Below are 19419 nucleotides of genomic sequence, written 5' to 3' on the forward strand. Positions count from 1 at the left end.
TATCTACTATATTTCGAAAGAAAGAAGGTTTATTTATGGAAGTTTTCCAAACCATTATCAATTATGTTTTGAACTTAGGATCAGCCATTTTTGTTCCCCTGATTATTTTGATACTTGGATTGTTGGCAGGGATGAAATTAAAAAAAGCATTCATGTCTGCTTTAACTTTAGGGATTGCTTTTAGCGGAATGTCTATGGTCATTGGCTATATGTCTAACGCAGTAAGTCCAGCATCAGAAGCATTGGCTAAAAATACGGGAATCAGTTTGCCTGCACTTGATCTTGGGTGGACAGGTGCAGCAAGCATCACATGGTCGTGGAGTTATGCTTTTATATTTTTTGCAGTAACGATTGGGGTCAATTTTGTACTGTTAATTTTTAATTGGACGAAGACGTTAAATGTTGATATGTGGAATGTTTGGGGGAAAGCTTTAACTGCTTATTTAGTTTATTATGTTTCCGGTAGTTTGGCTGCAGGCTTTCTTACTGCAATGGTCCAAGTTATATTGGAATTAAAGCTTGGTGATATGTTTCAAAAACATATACAAGATCTCACAGGGATTCCATTAGTAACAGTGACTCATTTTATGACATCTGCCGCTGTCTTGTTGCTGCCTTTCAATATGATCATGGATAAAATTCCTGCTTTAAATAAACGAGCGGATACGAATGCATTGAAGAAGAAAATTGGGATCTTCTCTGAAAACTCTGTAATGGGATTCATTATTGGATTGGGGCTTGGCTTTGCTGCTGCGTATGGCGTTTCAGGTTCTCTTAATCTAGCGATCCAAACAGCTACAGCATTAAGTTTGTTTCCTATGATCTCTAAAATGTTCATGCAATCTTTGTCTCCTCTAGCAGACGCTATGTCAGAATTTATGAAAAAGCGGTTTAAGGATCGTGAAGTATATATCGGATTGGACTGGCCGATATTAGCTGGTCGTTCAGAAATTTGGGTTACTGCTATTTTACTTGTTCCTGTGTTTATTGGTTATGCCATTATTTTGCCAGGAAACCAAGTATTACCATTAGCAGGGATTATCAACTATTCGATTGCGGTCGGCGGATTACTTTTAACAGGAGGAAACTTGGCTCGTATGCTGATCTTGGGAATCCTCACGATGCCTATTTATTTGTACGGGGCCACTTACCTTGCGCCAATACTCAGTGATTTAGCAGAAAAAAGCGGAGCAGTCGAGGGAATCAAGAAAGGACAGTTGATCACATGGTCATCCATAGAAGGGCCGGAGTTCAGGGTTTTATTTGCGGAGGCATTTAATAGGAATATTCTCGCTATTGTAGGATGCGTGATTTTTCTAGGACTGTTTGTTCTACTTTATAAATATATGATAAAAGCGAAAGTACCGAGTGAACGTTATGCTGAACTACAAAAATAGCATTGAAATGGTGGGAAAGTAATGAAAAGAGAAGAGACAGATAAAATAAAATGGACAGTCGCTCTTTGTGGTACACTTCTGCTATTTCTATATGGACTCTTTACTCAGAATATCATCATCAATCTATTGGTCATTTTTTTCGCACTAGTGATCTATAAATATGGAAATCACGTTTTATTCAGAGAGTACGATGAAAAAAGAAAACGGAAAATAGAAGAATCAATAAAAATAAAAGAAGCTACCAAAGAAATATTGAGAGAAAAAAGTTTTATAAAAAGATAATGGAGGGGTCATTATGTCAGATGGACGTATGTTATTTGAGAGAGAACGACAGGACATGGCACGTATCGTAAGAGTGATTTTCGAAAGGAAAAACACAAATGTCGCAGGAGGGAATTTTTCCTTTAAAACCACTGATGATCAAGGGAAAGACTACATCATCATGACGCCGACCATGATGTCAGAAGCCTATCTAGGAGAGATTTCTCCTGCACAGGTTCTAGTAGTAGAACCAAGAACGCGTAGAATCGTTGACGGAGTCGGTCATTTAACTCGGGAGATCAATATGCATGAAGCGATGTACGAGACTAATCCAGCTATCAAAGCTGTCCTCCATGCTCATGCGCCTAATGCAATGTTCTGGGCGACTACTGGGTTGCCTATGCCTAATTTGACAGAAGCCACAGCTAAAGTAAAAGAGATTCCTGTCATGGACTTTGAGCCTAATTGCTCTGAAGAACTTGCTGAATTGACAAGCGACTATGTAAAAAAACAGCATCTTGAATTACCGCATATGTTGCTGCTCAACTCTCATGGCGTATTGATCAACACAGGTGGAGAATCAGGAATCGAAGCTATCCATAAAGCACTGCAAATCCTTGATACAGTTGAATGGAATGCAGAAATTGCCTACAAGCAGACGATTTTTCAAGCATTAGGGATTACTGACGGTTTTTATTCAAAAGGTGAGAAAATCGGGGGATTGGAAGAGTTGAAACATAAAACGGCTATTTATAATAAATCTGTTATTGCAGCTGGTGGAGACTAACCTATCTGACACAAAAACTACGACTTTCACAAAATCTGATCCAGATCGATATCTGCTTCAGGTTGTATTATGTAAGTCGTAGTTCTTTTATTTTATTTAGTTAAGAGGTGGTCTGTCCATTCCCTCGCTTGCTCGATTTCGTCCATCGTCAACTGATGACCTGTTACAGTTAGCTGAATAGTCACATTTGCTTGGCGTGTTTCGAATTGATCGGCCAATTCTTTAAAGGAAGCAGGGGAAACGATTGGATCGTTATCACCATAAGAAAGCCAGACGGTTTTATCTTCTAATGTGGAACGGCTTTGATGGACACCTAGAGACATCGGATGGAAAAACAACCCTTTATTTAGCTCGGTCTCACGCTCCAATAATAAATGAGCAGCGATGTTTGCGCCATTTGAATAGCCGACAAGCAGCCAATCACTTAACGGTATCTGTTCTGTTTCGCTGATTTCTTTGATTTTTTCATGGAGTTTATCTGTTTCTTTTTCCAAACTGTCCAGGTCGAATTGATTCAATCCATTACGTTTGAAAAAACGATTCATCCCATCTTCTTGGACCGTGCCACGAAAAGAAAGCAATGTACTGTTTGGTGCAAGAAAGTGAGCGATATCCAGTAAAGAATGTTCATCGCCACCTGTGCCATGAAGTAAGATCAAATGCTTGCCACTTGTTCCTTTTTCAAAAATATAGGTCATTTTGTTCCCTCTTTTCTGTTTCTATAGATGCAAAAAATGAAGTAGCATGAAGAGATTATTCACGTTTTTTATTTGCATCACTTGTATCGAAAGGACGGACATAGGCTTCAATGGCTTCACGACGTTCTTCTAAGAATGGAGGAAGAGATAGTTTTTCTCCTGCTGATTCTGCTGGTTCATCTTCAAGGAATCCAGGACCATCAGTTGCTAATTCAAACAGTACGTGATGAGCGGCTAGGAAGTACTCAGATTGGAAATAGAAACGATCGACGAAACCAGAATTTGGCAATTCAATCTTATTGATTACTTGAATCCAGTATTCCAATGCTTCTTTGTCTGCTACACGCAATGCTAAGTGATGGATATTTCCAAATCCTTCGATTGCTTTTGGCAAGTCTGTCCGATGTTCAATAATGATGCTTGCACCATTTCCGCCTTCACCGATTTCAAATAAGTAGAAATCTCCTGAATGGTCTGTTTCTTTGAATCCTAAGATTTTTTCAAGAATCAAGCGGATATGCTCTAATTGACTGACACGGACAAAGACAGGTCCAAGTCCTGTGATCGCAAACTCTGTCGGTACATTGCTGTTTTTCCAAGGAATGCCAGCTGCTACACCTTGATTGTTTTCGTCAGAGATCAATTGATAATACTGATTATCGAAATCTTCAAATTCGATATATTTTTTGCCGAAACGTTCATTGATTGCTGAATGAGTAACGTCATATTTTTCAAAACGTTCCAACCAAAAGTCTAATGCTGCGTCACTTGGCACACGGAAAGAAGCACGAGAGATCGTATCTGTTCCTTTTTTTCCTTTTGGCTGATTTGGAAAATCAAAGAAAGTCATATCTGTTCCTGGCGCACCAGTATCGTCTGTAAAGTAAAGATGGTAAGTTTCGATGTCATCTTGGTTAACTGTTTTTTTGATTAAGCGCATTCCTAAAATATCTGTAAAAAAGCGGTAGATTTTTGTAGCGCTAGATGTCATTGCTGTGACGTGGTGAATTCCTCTGATTTGTGTATCCATGATAAATTTCCTCCTGTTAACTTACAAAAAGTAAGTAGTTGATTTAGACATAGTATAGAGGGTGCATCTCTATTTTGCAATTAATTTGTCTTCTAAAGTATCAGGAAGGAATCAAGAATGGAAAAGAGGAGGGACGGATCAATAAAATAAAAAGACTTACGACTAGCTGTATCGATTTCAAAAAAACTAGCTTTAAAAAGCTAACTTTAGAATCATTACGGGTGGTCATAAGTCTTTTTATGCTGAGTTATTTTTTCATTTTTGAGCTAATGCTTAGGATAGGATAGAATAGAATGTTGATTTCACGATCTCTTCTTGTTACTTGAAACTGCTTTCCACTGTCACGATCTCTTGGTAAACGGCTTTTTCACAACCTCTTCATTTAAGTTGAACGCACATCCAGCACAGAATAGTTCCGAACATCAAATCGGTTTCGGCTGGAAGAATATTCAATCGGCTGTCCATCTTTGAGATAGACGACTTGCTGAACTTCCAGTACAGGATCGTTTTCTGCACAGTTCAAATATTGCTGATCATATTCATCACTTTTATCTGCAGAAATAGCACGATAAGCCCCTGCAAAATGGACATTCAATTCTTGATGAAGATGATCATAGATAGAGGCTAACAAATGTTCTTTTTTTAAACCCGGCACAAGATGGACTGGCATAAAGGTATGCTCTAAAACATATGGCTCGCCATCTAAGATCCTTAACCGGTGAATATTGTAGACAGGTTGCTCGGCATCGATCATCAATCGTTCTTGGATATATTGATTAGGGAATTCAACATCAAAATGAATGATTTGACTCTTCAAAGAACGATGTCTGCGTTTCATTTGGAGACTCAAACCTTCATACTCGTTAGCGGGCGATGTGTCTTTTTGCATAAATGGATGATTCAAGATTTTCGTTCCTGATCCTCGCTGCGAATAGACAAGTCCTTCCATTGCTAAGATATTGATGGCTTTTTTGATTGTCATCCGGCTCGCACCAAATTCTTTTACCAAGTCGACTTGATTAGGCAAAAAACTATCGGGAGGATACTCTTTTGAACGGATACGTTCTCTTAAAATATTTGCGATTTCTTCGTATTTTGGCACGTTATTCACCTCTTCTAGAGTATAACGAAAGATTATGCTTCCGACAACTCGAAGTAGCATCTGGAACATTGTTTATTCGAAAAAAGAGGTCATGACAAGTTTTTGTCACAACCCCTTAATGATCTATTAAGCAATATCTAAATCTGGTTGTTTATCTAGTACTTTCAGGAATGGGTACCAGATAAAGGCAACGATGACAAAGTCGATGACTTGCAGCATACCACCAAGCCATGAATTTGTTGCTAAGACACCGCTTGCAATGATTGGCACAGTCCATGGAACAGAGACGCCAGTTGGTGCAGGGACAAGTCCAGCAGCCATTACCAAATAATTGAACGTCGTTACGATTAGAGGTGCCACAACCCAAGGAATAAGGATTGTTGCATTCAATACGATCGGTAGACCGAAGATCGCTGGTTCATTTACATTGAAAATACCAGGTGCTAAAGCTAATCGTCCAACATCACGATACTGTTTCTTTTTAAGAACAAAGGCCATCAATAAAACGACAGCTAAAGTCATTCCAGAGCCACCAATACCAACAGTGAAGGTTTCCATGAATGGTTTTGTGATGATGTGTGGTAATTCTTTTCCATGTTGATAAGCTTCTAAGTTATCAAGCATCAGTGTATTCCAAATCGGGTCCATTACAGAGTTGACGATGATTTGTCCGTGAAGTCCGAAGAACCATAAGAATTGGACAAAGAACAAAGCAATCAATGTTGCAGGTAAACTACTTCCCAAACCAGTTAATGGTTTTTGGATCACTTCATAAACGACGTCATGTAAGTTAGCATTGAAAATACCAGTCATCACAGCATTGATTACTAAGAAAATAGTTAGTGTCACTACAGCAGGGATCAAAGCGGCAAATGATTTTGTTACTGCAGGCGGAACTCCATCAGGCATTTTGATCTGCCAGCCGCGTTTCGTGATTCTGCAGTAGATTTCTCCAGCCAAGAAAGCAGCGATCATTCCAATGAACATTCCTTTTGCGCCAAGACGATCAAGTGAAAGCACACCAGTCACATCTTCACCGCCAGCGGTTTTCATTGCAAAAGGCGTAAGAATCAAGAAGCTGGCAAAAGACACGGCACCACCGAAAATACCTTCAACGTCATAAGATTTTGATAAATAATAGCCGATACCAAAAGTAACAAAAACCGACATGATGCTCATTGTTGCATTTTGCCCATTACCGAATAAGTTCGATAAAGTTCCCTTTGTTGCGTCACTGAAAAAAGGCAAGTTATTGATAACGACAACGATCGAACCGAACATCGTTAAAGGGAAGGAAAGCATGAAAGCATCCCTCAGCACTGTAAGGTAACGATTTTGCCCTAATAAATTAGCTAAGGGCATGATTTTCTCAGAAAGCTTGTCCATAAAACCGTTCATTTTTATTCACCTCAAATTTATTTGCAATCGATTACATACAAAGTATAACGCCAAAAATTTTAAATGTCTAGTCATTTTCATAAAAAGTATTGATTTATTTTTTAGGGTTCGTTATGATTACGGTATCAAGAAAAAAGAGAGGAAGTAAAAAAATGAAAACCTACACATTCCCAGAAAATTTTTGGTGGGGTTCTGCTGCTAGCGGACCGCAAACAGAAGGAAGAGTAAGTGATGATGGTAAAGGAGAAAATATTTGGGATCATTGGTATGAATTAGAGCCTGAAAAATTCTTCGATCAAGTAGGACCTGAAAAAACTTCGCAAGTTTACACAAAATACAAAGAAGATGTTCAGTTAATGAAAGAAACTGGCCATAACACATTTCGTACATCTATCCAATGGAGTCGTTTGATTCCAGAAGGGACAGATGAAATCAATCAAAAAGCTGTTTCTTTTTATCGAGATTATTTTACTGAATTGCTGGATAATGGTATTGAACCTTTTGTGAACCTTTACCATTTCGATATGCCACTACCACTGCAAGAAAAAGGCGGGTGGTTATCAAGAGAAACGGTCGACGCTTATGTTTCTTATGCAGCAGCGTGCTTTGAACTGTTTGGAGATCTGGTCAAAAAATGGTTTACTCATAATGAACCAATCGTACCTGTAGAAGGAGGCTACTTGTATCAATTCCACTATCCAAATCATATCAATATGAAAGAAGCGGTCCAAGTAGGCTATCATGAGAATCTAGCAAGCGCAAAGGCAATCAAAGCCTACCATGAAGGCGGACATGATGGTGAGATCGGAATCATCTTGAATCTGACACCAAGCTATCCGAGAGATGAAACGAACCCAGAAGATGTAAAAGCGGCGAAGATCGCTGACGCATTCTTCAACCGATCATTCCTTGACCCTGCAGTGAAAGGAGAGTTTCCACAAGAGTTGATCGAAATTGTCAAAGAATTGGCTATAATGCCAGAGATCCATGAAGGAGACCTAGAACTCATCCGTGAAAACACGATTGACCTGCTAGGAATCAATTACTATCAGCCTCGTCGAATCAAAGCAAAAGAAACTCCAATCAATCACGAACATAGCCCCATGCCAGATGATTATTTTGATAATTACGACATGCCCAATAAAAAAATGAATCCATATCGTGGATGGGAAATTTACGAAAAAGGAATCTATGATATTTTAACGAATACAAGAGAAAACTATGGTAATATCAAATGCTATATTTCTGAAAATGGGATGGGGGTCGAAGGAGAAGAACGATTTGTTAACAGCGAAGGAACTATTGAAGATGATTACCGGATTGAGTTCGTTACGGATCATTTGAAATACGTCCATCAAGCAATCCAAGAAGGAACCAATTGTGTGGGTTACCACATGTGGACATGTATGGACAACTGGTCTTGGACAAATGCTTATAAGAATCGCTATGGCTTTATCGCTGTTGATTTGGCACAAGACGGTAAACGGACGATCAAAAAATCAGGTCGCTGGTTTAAAACGGTCTCTGAAAAAAACGGATTTGATGCCTGATATTTTTTGATAAAACGTTCACAAAATGTTTGTTCTAACACTGTAATCGTGCTACACTAACAGTGAAGGAGGCGTTTACAATGGTAGATACTTATCGTAATATTTTAGTAGCAATTGATGGTTCTGAAAAGGCAGAAAAAGCATTTCTTGAGGCAATCACGATTGCCAAACGAAATCAGGCAACGTTGCACATCCTGTATGTCAATGAAGTAACAGGAAATTACTTTGGTGATTTTGCATTTGTTACAACAAGCCTTCAGGAAGAATTGGATGAGGTTGCGGAAAACCAGATGAAAGAACATCGAAACTTGGCAATTGAAAAAGGCCTGACAGATATCGAGACATATGTTCTTTACGGTTATCCAAAGACACTGATTGCTAATTTCCATGAATCGAAAGAACCAATCGATCTGATTGTCATGGGGGCGACAGGTCTGAATGCGGTAGAACGTGCACTAGTAGGTTCCACTACTTCCTATGTAGTCAACCACGCATCATGTAACGTCATGGTTGTAAAATAAATAAATTAAGGAAACAGAAAGCAAAAAAGCATAACGCTTCTTTTGCTTTCTGTTCCTTTTATTTTTTTGTAAAAAATTACTTTACCTGATGAAGTAATCATGCTATTCTAATTACAACGACAGATGGAGTAATATGGAGGAATGAAAATGATTTCAAGTGATGGAATACGCGGATACAATGATGCGATTATTTTATCGATCCTTAACAAAAACGATTCTTATGGATATGAAATTTCTAAAACGATTCGTGAGAGGACAAATGATTCCTATGTGATCAAAGAGACAACACTTTACTCCGTTTTTGCCCGTTTAGAAAAGAATCAACTGATTGTTTCGTATCCTGGAGAAGTGACTCATGGAAAAAAGCGGACATATTATAAAATCACTGAAATAGGGCGTAATCTTTTAGAAGAAAAAAAGCAAGAGTGGCTGACGACGAAAGACGTAGTCGATCAATTTTTGGAGGGAAATTAAATGGATACAATCCGTAATTATTTAGACAGTCTTTTTATCGGAGTACCTCAAAGTACCGAGATAGATAAGCTGAAAACTGATTTGTTGGCAAATATGGAAGACCATTATCATGAATTGATGGGAGAAGGAAAAAATGAACAGGAGGCCATCGGTACAGTAATTTCGACATTTGGTTCAATCGATGAATTATTAGAAGAACTAGATGTCGAAAAAAAACATCAAGCTGACGAGACGGAAACAAACACAGCTTCTATTTATTTAAGCGAAGCAGAAAACTACTGGAAAGAATACAGAGCGGCAAGTCTCCAAGTGGCATCAGGTGTTCTATTCATTAGCTTATCTTTTGCAAGTTTTCTTTTCTTTTGTTCAGCAGGATATGTGTTCATGGGTATTTCTTGTCTGATTTTCGGTATAGCATTAGCTGTCGGTTTTTTTATTGCTTCTGGTATGAAAATCACACGTTTAAATCACTTTTTGCACCATCGGAAAATACCTGAAAAAGTATTAGCAGAAGCAAAAGAAAAAGAAGAAGAGTATCAGCGAAGTTTTGGCTTCTCACTGATTGCAGGAATCGGATTATGTATTTTTTCACTTTTCCCACTTTTGGCTTCTTTAATGTGGTATATGGATGGTAGTATCGGTGCCTCTATATTTTTTGTTACGGTAGGAACGGGAGTCTTCTTGATCATTTATGGCAGTCTGGTCCGTCATTCTTATCGTCAATTCACTCAAAATGCTTATTACTGGTGAATGTATTCAGATTTGTAAAAATATTCTATTTATCCGGCGTAGAAAAAAAGACGTGACACGCTTTTGTCACAGTCTTTTTTATATATAATAATTTAAAAATTCATCATCTAAATCCGTAGAATTTTCTAGATTGCTTACCCATGTAAAATCGTTATAGACAGATTTCAGTTGACTTCTGCGCCATTGTACAGGGATAAAAAGACGCATGCTATCTTCATTGAATCCGACTAATAATTTCTTTCCGTCAGTAATGATGGGACGTTGTAACAAAGTAAAATGCGAGACGATCAGATCGACAAGCTCTGAGGTCGTACATTGGTCGATTTGATCTTTCAAATTTTTATAATCAATCGAGCGTTTAGCTAATAGATCGTCAAATCCGTTTTCTGTTAATGACAATAAATAAAATATCTCTTTCCTTGTTAAAGGCTGTTTAGGTGTGAAAATTCGTTCTCTGTAAGGCATTTGATGGTCTTTCAGCCAGTTTGCCATCAGATGGTAACTATGTGTGCGAGAAGAATAGATCGTAAGCATAAAAAAACTCCTTAAATAGTCCATTAATTTGTTAGATCTGTTGAGATAAATAATAGGTAAGGAGCTGTGCATAAGCATTGATCAAAACAACCCAAACATCATTAGAAATAACTTTCTAAAGTCTTAAACTTGCGACGAGAAACAACTAGACTAATAGAAAAAATGTCTTAGCCATTTGGCTTCCTGTTTGTTTTTTTGCTTATGCTGCAGCTCCTCGGGAAAGGGTTCTAACAATTTGAAGAAGGTTGATGATTGATCTAGTTTAAATTGTGTGAAATTTGAAATCTGGTGTTTTTACTAGATGAATCACCTAACAACTATGATTATAACTTATAGAACTTCTGTTTTGTATTCGGTTTTGTTATAGTTGTTATAAAGTTTTATTTTATTACAGAACATTTTTAATTAATAAAGAACAGTTAGAAGTTAAAATTGCTGATTCACATAGAGTTTATGACTTCTTGGAAATTCTTTTTCAATCAGTTTTTTCATCTGTTTATGAAATTCTTTTTTTTCAGTAAACATAAAGGTTTGGGTATCGTAACCTTCTTCATGTAGGAAATAGATTATTCCTTTTTCTGTGTTTTGCGTATAAGCTTTTATACTCCTGTCTTTTTTGAAAGAACAGATCGTATAGCCATCTATTTGGTCTGGTAGTCGTTTGATTTTCTTCAAAATGACTTTTTTATCCTCAAGTTTCATTTTTTTCACCTGACTTTATTTTTTTCATATGGAAATCATAGCGCCTTTGGTTATATGAAAACAAGAAGGATACTGAAATATATATAAATCAAATAGTGGTTATTTATTATTAGAATAGCGAATACAAATAAACGACCACTATTTTCTGATTTATTGCAAATGTTTTTTCAAATAAATTTGATTACCAAGAAAAGGTAGTGGTATATTTACTGAGGGATACTTTGAAAAACATATGATAGAAACAGTAACAGCATTATGAAAAATCTTTTTATAAAAATGGAGGAATCGATTTGATGGAAGATCAGTATGTACAAGCAATGACGATCGCAGGATCAGATAGCGATGGAAGCGCAGGGATGCAAGCAGATATGCATACATTCTTTACAAGAAATGTTTACGGTGTTTCTGTCATGACCGCATGTGTTGCAGGTAATTCTTACGGAATCGGAGCAAGTGTGACATTGCCAACAGATTTTATCGACAAAGAATTTGAACTGATTGCGAAGGACTTTCAAATACGTGCAGCTAAAACAGGTATGCTAGCAGATTCAAAGTTGATTGAGACAGTTGTAAAAAATTACCAAAAATATGATTTTGGACCATTAGTCGTGGATCCCGTAATCGTAACGAAACATGGAAATCTTTTACTAGAAGAATCTGCTTTGCAAAGCTTGAAAGAAAAGCTTGTCCCTTTGGCCGAAGTACTGACACCTAATTTTTATGAAGCAGAAAAGCTGACTGGACGGACATTAGCAGCTGAAGAAGATTTTGTGCAAGCAGCAAAAGAACTGCAAGATATGGGTGCAAAAAACGTTATGATCAAAGGACATCATGCTAAAGATGCGCAGCAAGAAACAGTCAATGACTACGTATTGCTCGAATCAGGAAAATCATTTTGGTTAAATGCACCATTTTATCCTACCGACCGGATCAACGGAACTGGCGATTCGCTATCTGCATGTATTGCAGCTGAGTTAGCGAAAGGAAAAACAGTTGAACAAGCGATCCGATTGGCAAAAGACTATGTAAACCGTGCAATTCGTGAAGAAATAAATGTAGGGCACAAATATGGACCCATCAATCATTGGGCAGCTGGTGAATTAGAGTAAAAGAAAGAAGTTGTGAGATCAGCGTCCTGTTCTGAGTATTAGAGAAACAAACGGAAAAATAGTTCTCATGTTTTGCCGTTTGTTTCTCTAATACCGAAGGTCAGCTGATTGAACACCGTTTAGTGAAGAGGTTGTGAAAAAGTTGCCCTGCATCAAGTAATAAGAACAGCCAAGTAAAAACAGCTTCTCATGTTTGTTGAATATTGTGACTTGTGACCGAGGAGTTGGCAGGAGAACACCGTTTGTTCGGAAGAAGGGACTGTGACAAGATTTTTGTCACAGTCCCTTTAATCTTAGTATATTTTTCTCTACTTGAATAAAAAAATTATAGGATTGGAGAAAATAATCGAGAAATTTGTTGCTTGAATAATAGCCAGTTAGACATTTCTTTGACTGTTTCAGTTGTCATGGATGAACAATGTGTCTCATCTTCTTTGAACTGAGTAGCAAGTTCTTCTAAAAACTCAGGATCGTAAATGACAGCACTTGTTTCAAAATTCAATCGGTAGCTACGAATATCTTGATTTGCTGAACCTACCATGCAGATTTCATCATCCATTATCAATGTTTTTGCATGGAGGAAGCCGTTCTCATAGACAAGGATTTGTACATTTTCCTTGATCAGCTGCCGAGCATAATATTGTGTTGCTCGATAAATAAAAGGATGATCCGGTTTGTTGGGAATCATGATTTTCACATCTACACCAGAGGCAGTTGCGATTTTTAAAGCAGCAATGACACTTTCATCAGGAACAAGGTAAGGTGTCTGTATCCAAACACGTTTTTTAGCAGAAGTAATCAATTTGATAAATGAAAGCTTGATTTGTTCCCTTTCGTTATTCGGTCCGCTTGAAACAAGCTGGATGGATGTATCAGCAAGCTTAGATTCATCTCGATCTGCTTTTTTAAAGAAATAATTCAAATGATAGCCGACCTTTTTTTCTTCAGGTACCGAGACGTTCCAGTCTGTTAAGAAGCGAAGCTGGAGCAAAGAAGAAGCGGCACCGAAAATCCGTATATGCGTATCGCGCCAATAGCCGAATTTTTTTGTTGTATTTACATATTGATTGGCAATATTGAAACCACCGGTATAACTAATCTTTCCATCGATCACAACGATTTTTCGGTGATCATGGTAATTCAATCGGAAACGAAGTAATGCCTTTTGTGAGGTAACAAATGTATGGACATGTCCACCATTTTTGATTAGACGATTGAAATCTTTTGCTTTTGTGCCATGAGAGCCAAATGCATCATATAATATTCGAACTTCCACGCCTTCTGCGGCTTTTTCTTCTAAAACATGTAAGACTTGCTGGCCGATATTATCTGTCACAAATGCGTAATATTCGATATGGATCGAATGTTTGGCTTTTTTTAGATCTTGAAGCAGTGAATCCAATTTCTCTTGTCCGTCTGTGAGAAGAGTGACAGAATTCATTCTTGTCAGCGGCATACGATTTAATGAAGAGAAGAAGTCGACAAATTGCTGTTTGTCTTTATCGCCCATGTCAGGATCGTAATGTTCAATGGTATCTCCTCTAAAAGACTGAAAGTTTTCTAATTCTTTCAAGTCACTTTGTCGGAGATAGAATTTTTTCTTATCCGTTAATCCACGTCCGAAAAATAAATATAATACAAAACCCACCCCAGGAAGGGCAAACAATACTAAGAGCCATGCCCAAATGGCTGCTACATCTCGGGGTTTGATCAAAATAGCCACCAAAGCAATAAGTGCATTTAATAGATAAAGGGCGGTTATAATACTAGATACCACAAAAATGTTCCTCCTTACATACAATAACATTAGTATAGCATGATAGAAGAAAGAAGCCTACCAAGGTGAATATACTTTTCACTCCTTTCATGAAAATGTAGGTAAATCGGGCTAAAGTAGTTGCTTTTTGTAGGTTAATAAGGTAGGATATTAGTACAGTTGAATATCTCCTTAGGGGAGTAACCGGCAACGTTTGTTGCGATAATATCAACAGTAAGTTAACCAAATGGTTTTCTGGTATTGTATGAAATGGTGAGACCTAAGACAAATGCGTATTTGTCTTAGGTCTCTTTTTTTTCAGACAGGACTAGGGCCAAGATCAAAAAATGGGGGATGAAATTTGGAAAACAAGGAACAAGCACAACAAGCGGTCTATAAAGAAACGATCGACTCGTTGATGCAGCAAACGCAGAGCTCAACCGATGGATTGAGCACCACGCAAGCGAAGGAAAAATTAGAAAGAGATGGCTTGAACCAGCTAAAAGAAAAGCCGAAGAAGCCAACTTGGAAATTGTTCTTAGAAACTTTCAAAGATGCAATGGTTATCGTATTGCTGATTGTCGCACTGATTCAGATGGTCATGGGTGACTACATCGAATTCTTAGTTATTTTTGCAGTATTGATGTTGAATTCTATAATCAGTGTTGTCCAAACAAAAAAAGCAGAAGGTTCTTTAGAAGCGTTGAAAAACCTTTCAGCGCCCGATGCTCGAGTGATTCGTGATGGTAAGGAAAAAACGATTCCGGCAAACGAACTTGTGGTAGGAGATATCGTGTTGTTAGACGCAGGCGATTATGTACCTGCTGATGGACGTTTACTAGATGCGGGATCATTAAAAGTAGATGAAGGTATGCTGACAGGAGAGTCGACTTCTGCAGAAAAAGAAGTAACGGATATCACAAGTACGGTACCAATCGGAGATCGTACAAATATGGTATTCAGTGGAACGATCGTAACTTACGGACGCGGTAAATTCTTAGTGACTTCAACTGGGAATAATACGGAGATCGGACAAGTTGCTGGCCTTTTGGAATCAACAACTGAGCAAGTCACTCCGTTACAACGAGGTCTGGATAAATTCAGTAAAAAACTAAGTTTGGCTATTTTAGCATTGTCTTTATTGATTTTAGGTATCCAACTGTTTCGTATTTATCTTGGAGAAGGTACAGGAGATATGACTGCAGATATCGTCAGCGCAGTGATGTTTGCCGTAGCCGTAGCCGTAGCTGCTATTCCAGAAGCATTACAGTCTATCGTAACAATCGTGTTATCTTTGGGAACGAATAAAATGGCAAAACGTCATGCCATTATCCGAAAACTTCCAGCAGTTGAAACACTTGGTTCGACAAGTATCATCTGTACAGATAAGACTGGTACATTGACACAAAACAAAATGACAGTTGTTGACTACTTTTTAGGTAATGGCGATACTGGGGATTTCACAAATGACCCTTCAAAATGGACAGCTGACGAACGTCGCTTGATCGAAATCAGTGTTTTAGCGAATGATGCATCGATCAGTGAAGACGGTACTAAATTGGGCGACCCTACGGAAGTAGCGTTTATCGACTTTAGTGAAAAATTAAACCAGCCTTATCAGGAAATCCGAAACAACTACCCAAGACAAGCAGAACTTCCTTTTGACTCAGATCGAAAATTAATGTCTACTGGACACACAATTGATAACAAAAATTACTTGTTTGTTAAAGGCGGACCAGATATCGTCTTCCAACGCAGTAAAAAAGTATTGCTAAATGGTGAAGTCGTTCCGATGACGGATGAATTGATGAAAAAATTCCAAGAGCAAAATGAAGCTTTTTCAACACGCGCATTACGTGTACTAGCTTTTGCTTACCGTCCACTTGATAATTTTGATTTATCATTTGAAGATGAAGACGATTTGATCCTTGTTGGTTTGCTTGCTATGATCGATCCTCCACGTGCTGAAGTGACTCAGGCGGTAACAGAAGCAAGAAGTGCAGGAATCAAAACAATCATGATTACTGGTGACCACAAAACAACAGCTGTTGCTATCGCAAAACAAATCGGGATTTTTGAAGAAGGAAACCTGGCTTTGACCGGGACGGAACTAGATGAATTGACAGAAGATCAACTAAACGAAGTTTTAGAAAAAGTCACTGTTTATGCACGTGTTTCACCTGAGAATAAAATTCGTATCGTTCGTGCTTGGCAAAATAAAGGTCATATCTCAGCTATGACAGGTGATGGTGTAAATGACGCACCAGCATTGAAACAAGCAGACATCGGAATTGCTATGGGAACGGGTACAGATGTGGCAAAAGATGCAGCAGCGATGGTATTGACGGATGATAACTTTGCTTCTATTGTCAGCGCAGTAGAAGTAGGACGTAATGTGTTTGATAATATCAAGAAAGCTATTTCTTATCTATTTGCAGGAAATTTAGGTGCGATCATTGCGATCATCTTTGCCTTAGTTGCTGACTGGTCCAATCCATTTACAGCATTACAACTGTTGTTCATCAATTTAGTCAATGATTCACTGCCAGCAATTGCATTAGGTACAGAAAAAGCTGAACCTGCTACGATGAACCGCCCGCCAAGAGATCCAAATTCAGGAATCTTTACGGACAAAACATTGATTTCTGTAACGTATCGTGGTGTGCTGATTGGGATTGCTGTTATCTTTGCTCAATGGCTTGGCATGCAGCATTCACCTGAATTCGGTGTAGCCATGTCATTTTCAACATTGATTTGGTGTCGGACATTGCAAACATTCCCAGCACGTTCAAACACACAAACAGCTATCCAAGCAGGGTTCTTCTCTAACAGAAGTGTCTTACTAGCTGTAGTTGTATGTAGCGCGCTTTACTGCTTAACAATGATCCCAGGACTGAAAGAAGTCTTCTCTATCCCATCAGCATTTGGATTGACAGAAGTCTTTACATGTATGGGAATCGCACTTGTGACAATTGTTTTGATGGAAATCACTAAATTGATCATTGTACGAGTACAAGGAAATAAATAAAACGAATCAACGAGGTTGTGAGCCTGCCGTTTAATTCTGAGTCACAAGGTGCAATTTCAACAAACAGCTTCTCATGTTTGTTGAATATTGTGACTTGTGACCGAAGAGTTGGCAGGAGAACACCGTTTAAGGAAGAAGTTGTAAAATCAGCATTTTGAGCTAATACTGAGGGTCATCTGATTGGACACTGTTTATTCGGAAAGAGGGACTTTGACACGACTTTGGTCACAGTCCCTTTTTTTATTTATGATAGACGGAAAGCCAATCATTTTATTATTCATCAAAAGAGATAGAATAGATAAAAGAGGAGAATAATTTATTCCGAAAAGTGAAAACATATAACAAAAAATTAGAGGAAATCAAATGAATGAAAAAGAATGGGATGAATTTGCTGAAGAATATTATGAAATCCAGCAAGAATCGCAAGTAACTATTGCTGAAGATGTAAAAAATTATCTGAAAACGGAGAAAGTCCTGCCTGCTGAAACAGCAGCAGACGTTGCTGGAGGATCTGGCAGATTTCTTTCCTTAGCAAAAGAAATTAATCGCTATGATTTGATCGATTTTTCTTCAGGAATGCTAGAAAATGCAAAAAAAGAAGCAGAAAAAAATGAGTTGCCAAATGTTTCCTTTATCAAACAGTCGTTAGAAGAATTTATCCAATCAAATGAGACATATGAAATGGTTTTTACAGCAGCAAATCCAGCATTGGTACATCTTATTCAATTAGAAAAATTGATGAAAAAGTCAAGCAAATGGTGCGTGATAATCAGAGTAGTGGAATCAATCGATGATGTTTTTTATCCTATCGAAAAGCAACTAGGAATGATAGAAGAAGATCCTAATACATCGCCAGTTGTAATGGATCAATTTGAAACATACTTAATTGATGAAGGATTCAAAGTGAAGAAAAAAGATTTTACTTATTTTACACAGGAATCAATTACTGAAGAATTGATGAAGCTATACTATGACGCGTACGCAAAAGATCCTGTTGTGACTAGGTACATTCGCAAACTATTCAGTGAAAAACGAGAAATCCTTAGTACGACTAAGCTGACCTATAGACTGCTCCTTTGGTCCGCAGATAAAAAAAGAACCTTTCACGACTCGTGAAGGGTTCTTTTTATGATTTTATTATATTTTGTAGTAACGAATATCATTTTCGATCTTTGTAATCGAAAAAGGTACATCTGAAGTATATTCTGCACATTCTCCGTGTTCAGGAAGCGTCTCACTGAAAATCGTTTCATATTCGTCAACAGTGATCCGTGTTCGAGAATCTAGCATCTCTTGATGAGATTGTGCGAAGAGATATTCTTGATAGTTTTCTTCCAGATAACCTGTAAAAAATTCACTTACTGCACCAGAACCGTAGCTGAATAGACCGATGCGATCTCCTGGCTGTAGTGATTTCGAATTTTCCAGTAGAGAAGTTAGCCCCAGGTATAATGAACCAGTGTAAAGATTACCGATTCGTCGGCTGTAACGGATGCTTTCTTCATAGCGAGCCATAAGACGTTCCTGATTTTCTTCGTCTGTTTGGTCTAATACGCTTTGCAATGCCTTTTTTCCCATCTTAGTATACGGAATATGGAAAGCAATCGCCTGATAATCTTCGAGTCCTCGACCCGACAATTCTTTATGTCGATTCCAAACTTTTTGGAATGATTCGATATACGTAGAATTAGATAAAGGACCATCAACAACAGGAAATTCGCTATAATCTGGACGCCAGAAATCATAGATATCTTCTGTCAGAAATACGCTGTCGTCTTCAATCGATAAAATACGCGGGTTTTGAGTGATCATCATCGCAACAGCACCGACACCTTGCGTCACTTCACCACCGCTTGCCAAGCCGTAACGAGCAATATCACTTGCTATGACTAGTACTTTTCGTTCTGGATGATTTTTGACATATTCTTTCGCCATGTGCAAAGCTGCGGTGCCACCGTAGCAAGCCTCTTTTACTTCAAAAGAACGAGCAAAAGATTGGATTTTCAGTAAATGGTGGATAATTACCGCACTCGCTTTTGAATGATCAATCCCGGATTCTGTTCCGACGATGACCATGTCGATTAGCTCACGGTCTTTTTCTGTTACGATTTTGCTGGCAGCATTTGCTCCTAGTGTAATGATGTCTTCATTTGCACGATTGACTGCCATTTGGTCTTGACCAATCCCTATATGGTATTTTGCAGGATCATCCCCACGGCTTTCTGCCAACTCTGTCATATCTAAATATAAATTAGGAATAAAAAAGGAAAGACGATCAATCCCTATTTTCATTTCAACACCTCTTTACTTATGATAAAAAAC

18 protein-coding genes are annotated in these 19419 nt (G+C 38.1%); 10 read left to right on the forward strand and 8 right to left on the reverse strand.

Translation table 11 applies throughout. The annotated features are described in order from the left end of the window. Window positions 1-35 precede the first annotated feature (35 nt). Genes IGL15_RS05500 through IGL15_RS05510 form a run of 3 tightly spaced genes read left to right on the forward strand, consistent with a single transcriptional unit; the run spans window position 36 to window position 2445 of the window. A complete protein-coding gene (locus IGL15_RS05500) occupies window positions 36-1397 on the forward strand; it encodes a PTS galactitol transporter subunit IIC (protein ID WP_002306968.1) in 1362 nt (453 codons plus the stop codon). 21 nt (window positions 1398-1418) lie between these two features. Beyond that, complete coding sequence (locus IGL15_RS05505; protein ID WP_002291816.1) at window positions 1419-1679, forward strand: hypothetical protein; 261 nt, start codon at window positions 1419-1421, stop codon at window positions 1677-1679. Between the two features lie 13 nt (window positions 1680-1692). Continuing rightward, window positions 1693-2445 carry a class II aldolase/adducin family protein gene (locus IGL15_RS05510; RefSeq protein WP_002288278.1) on the forward strand — a complete coding sequence of 251 codons (753 nt, stop codon included), beginning with the start codon at window positions 1693-1695 and terminating at the stop codon, window positions 2443-2445. Between the two features lie 92 nt (window positions 2446-2537). Here IGL15_RS05510 and IGL15_RS05515 read toward each other — a convergent pair whose 3' ends face one another. The 4 genes from IGL15_RS05515 to celB form a co-directional block, all read right to left on the reverse strand. Further along, window positions 2538-3143 carry an alpha/beta hydrolase gene (locus IGL15_RS05515; RefSeq protein WP_104765454.1) on the reverse strand — a complete coding sequence of 202 codons (606 nt, stop codon included), beginning with the start codon at window positions 3141-3143 and terminating at the stop codon, window positions 2538-2540. A 55-nt stretch (window positions 3144-3198) separates the two neighbouring features. Next, window positions 3199-4173, reverse strand: a complete 975-nt coding sequence (locus tag IGL15_RS05520; protein ID WP_002288275.1) for a ring-cleaving dioxygenase — start codon at window positions 4171-4173, stop codon at window positions 3199-3201. Between the two features lie 382 nt (window positions 4174-4555). Next, entirely contained in the window at window positions 4556-5275 is a 720-nt protein-coding gene (locus tag IGL15_RS05525) for a GntR family transcriptional regulator (RefSeq protein WP_002294363.1), read from the reverse strand. Window positions 5276-5401: 126 nt separating this feature from the next. After that, window positions 5402-6673 carry a PTS cellobiose transporter subunit IIC gene (celB, locus tag IGL15_RS05530; protein ID WP_002294365.1) on the reverse strand — a complete coding sequence of 424 codons (1272 nt, stop codon included), beginning with the start codon at window positions 6671-6673 and terminating at the stop codon, window positions 5402-5404. A gap of 152 nt (window positions 6674-6825) precedes the next feature. On the opposite strand from celB, the gene IGL15_RS05535 reads away from it, so the two are divergent. The 4 genes from IGL15_RS05535 (at window position 6826) to IGL15_RS05550 (ending at window position 9968) form a co-directional block, all read left to right on the forward strand. Further along, the gene (locus IGL15_RS05535) at window positions 6826-8223 is read left to right on the forward strand and encodes a glycoside hydrolase family 1 protein (RefSeq protein ID WP_104765455.1); all 1398 of its coding nucleotides are present in this window, start codon (window positions 6826-6828) and stop codon (window positions 8221-8223) included. An 80-nt stretch (window positions 8224-8303) separates the two neighbouring features. Beyond that, a complete protein-coding gene (locus IGL15_RS05540; protein WP_002289467.1) occupies window positions 8304-8744 on the forward strand; it encodes a universal stress protein in 441 nt (146 codons plus the stop codon). A 147-nt stretch (window positions 8745-8891) separates the two neighbouring features. After that, window positions 8892-9218, forward strand: coding sequence for a PadR family transcriptional regulator (locus IGL15_RS05545; RefSeq protein ID WP_002289468.1), 327 nt, complete (start codon window positions 8892-8894; stop codon window positions 9216-9218). Continuing rightward, a complete protein-coding gene (locus tag IGL15_RS05550; protein WP_060475162.1) occupies window positions 9219-9968 on the forward strand; it encodes a permease prefix domain 1-containing protein in 750 nt (249 codons plus the stop codon). Window positions 9969-10046: 78 nt separating this feature from the next. Here IGL15_RS05550 and IGL15_RS05555 read toward each other — a convergent pair whose 3' ends face one another. Together IGL15_RS05555 and IGL15_RS05560 are read right to left on the reverse strand one after the other, a co-directional pair. Beyond that, entirely contained in the window at window positions 10047-10502 is a 456-nt protein-coding gene (locus IGL15_RS05555) for a Spx/MgsR family RNA polymerase-binding regulatory protein (RefSeq protein ID WP_002289471.1), read from the reverse strand. Window positions 10503-10928: 426 nt separating this feature from the next. Beyond that, window positions 10929-11204, reverse strand: coding sequence for a hypothetical protein (locus tag IGL15_RS05560; protein WP_002289474.1), 276 nt, complete (start codon window positions 11202-11204; stop codon window positions 10929-10931). 293 nt (window positions 11205-11497) lie between these two features. Here IGL15_RS05560 and thiD point away from each other — a divergent pair, with 293 nt between their 5' ends. Next, window positions 11498-12313, forward strand: a complete 816-nt coding sequence (gene thiD / locus IGL15_RS05565; RefSeq protein ID WP_002294369.1) for a bifunctional hydroxymethylpyrimidine kinase/phosphomethylpyrimidine kinase — start codon at window positions 11498-11500, stop codon at window positions 12311-12313. Window positions 12314-12638: 325 nt separating this feature from the next. Here thiD and cls read toward each other — a convergent pair whose 3' ends face one another. Beyond that, complete coding sequence (gene cls / locus IGL15_RS05570; RefSeq protein WP_002294371.1) at window positions 12639-14090, reverse strand: cardiolipin synthase; 1452 nt, start codon at window positions 14088-14090, stop codon at window positions 12639-12641. Window positions 14091-14430: 340 nt separating this feature from the next. Here cls and IGL15_RS05575 point away from each other — a divergent pair, with 340 nt between their 5' ends. Both IGL15_RS05575 and IGL15_RS05580 read left to right on the forward strand, forming a co-directional pair. Next, window positions 14431-17097, forward strand: a complete 2667-nt coding sequence (locus IGL15_RS05575) for a cation-translocating P-type ATPase (protein ID WP_002294372.1) — start codon at window positions 14431-14433, stop codon at window positions 17095-17097. Between the two features lie 363 nt (window positions 17098-17460). Beyond that, on the forward strand, window positions 17461-18213 hold the full coding sequence (locus IGL15_RS05580; protein ID WP_002289269.1) for a class I SAM-dependent methyltransferase: 753 nt from the start codon (window positions 17461-17463) through the stop codon (window positions 18211-18213). Between the two features lie 21 nt (window positions 18214-18234). Here IGL15_RS05580 and IGL15_RS05585 read toward each other — a convergent pair whose 3' ends face one another. Further along, entirely contained in the window at window positions 18235-19389 is a 1155-nt protein-coding gene (locus tag IGL15_RS05585; RefSeq protein WP_002289270.1) for a hydroxymethylglutaryl-CoA synthase, read from the reverse strand. Between the last annotated feature and the right edge of the window lie 30 nt (window positions 19390-19419).

It is taken from the genome of Enterococcus sp. DIV0436a, from assembly GCF_051711605.1.
Lineage (GTDB): Bacteria > Bacillota > Bacilli > Lactobacillales > Enterococcaceae > Enterococcus_B > Enterococcus_B faecium.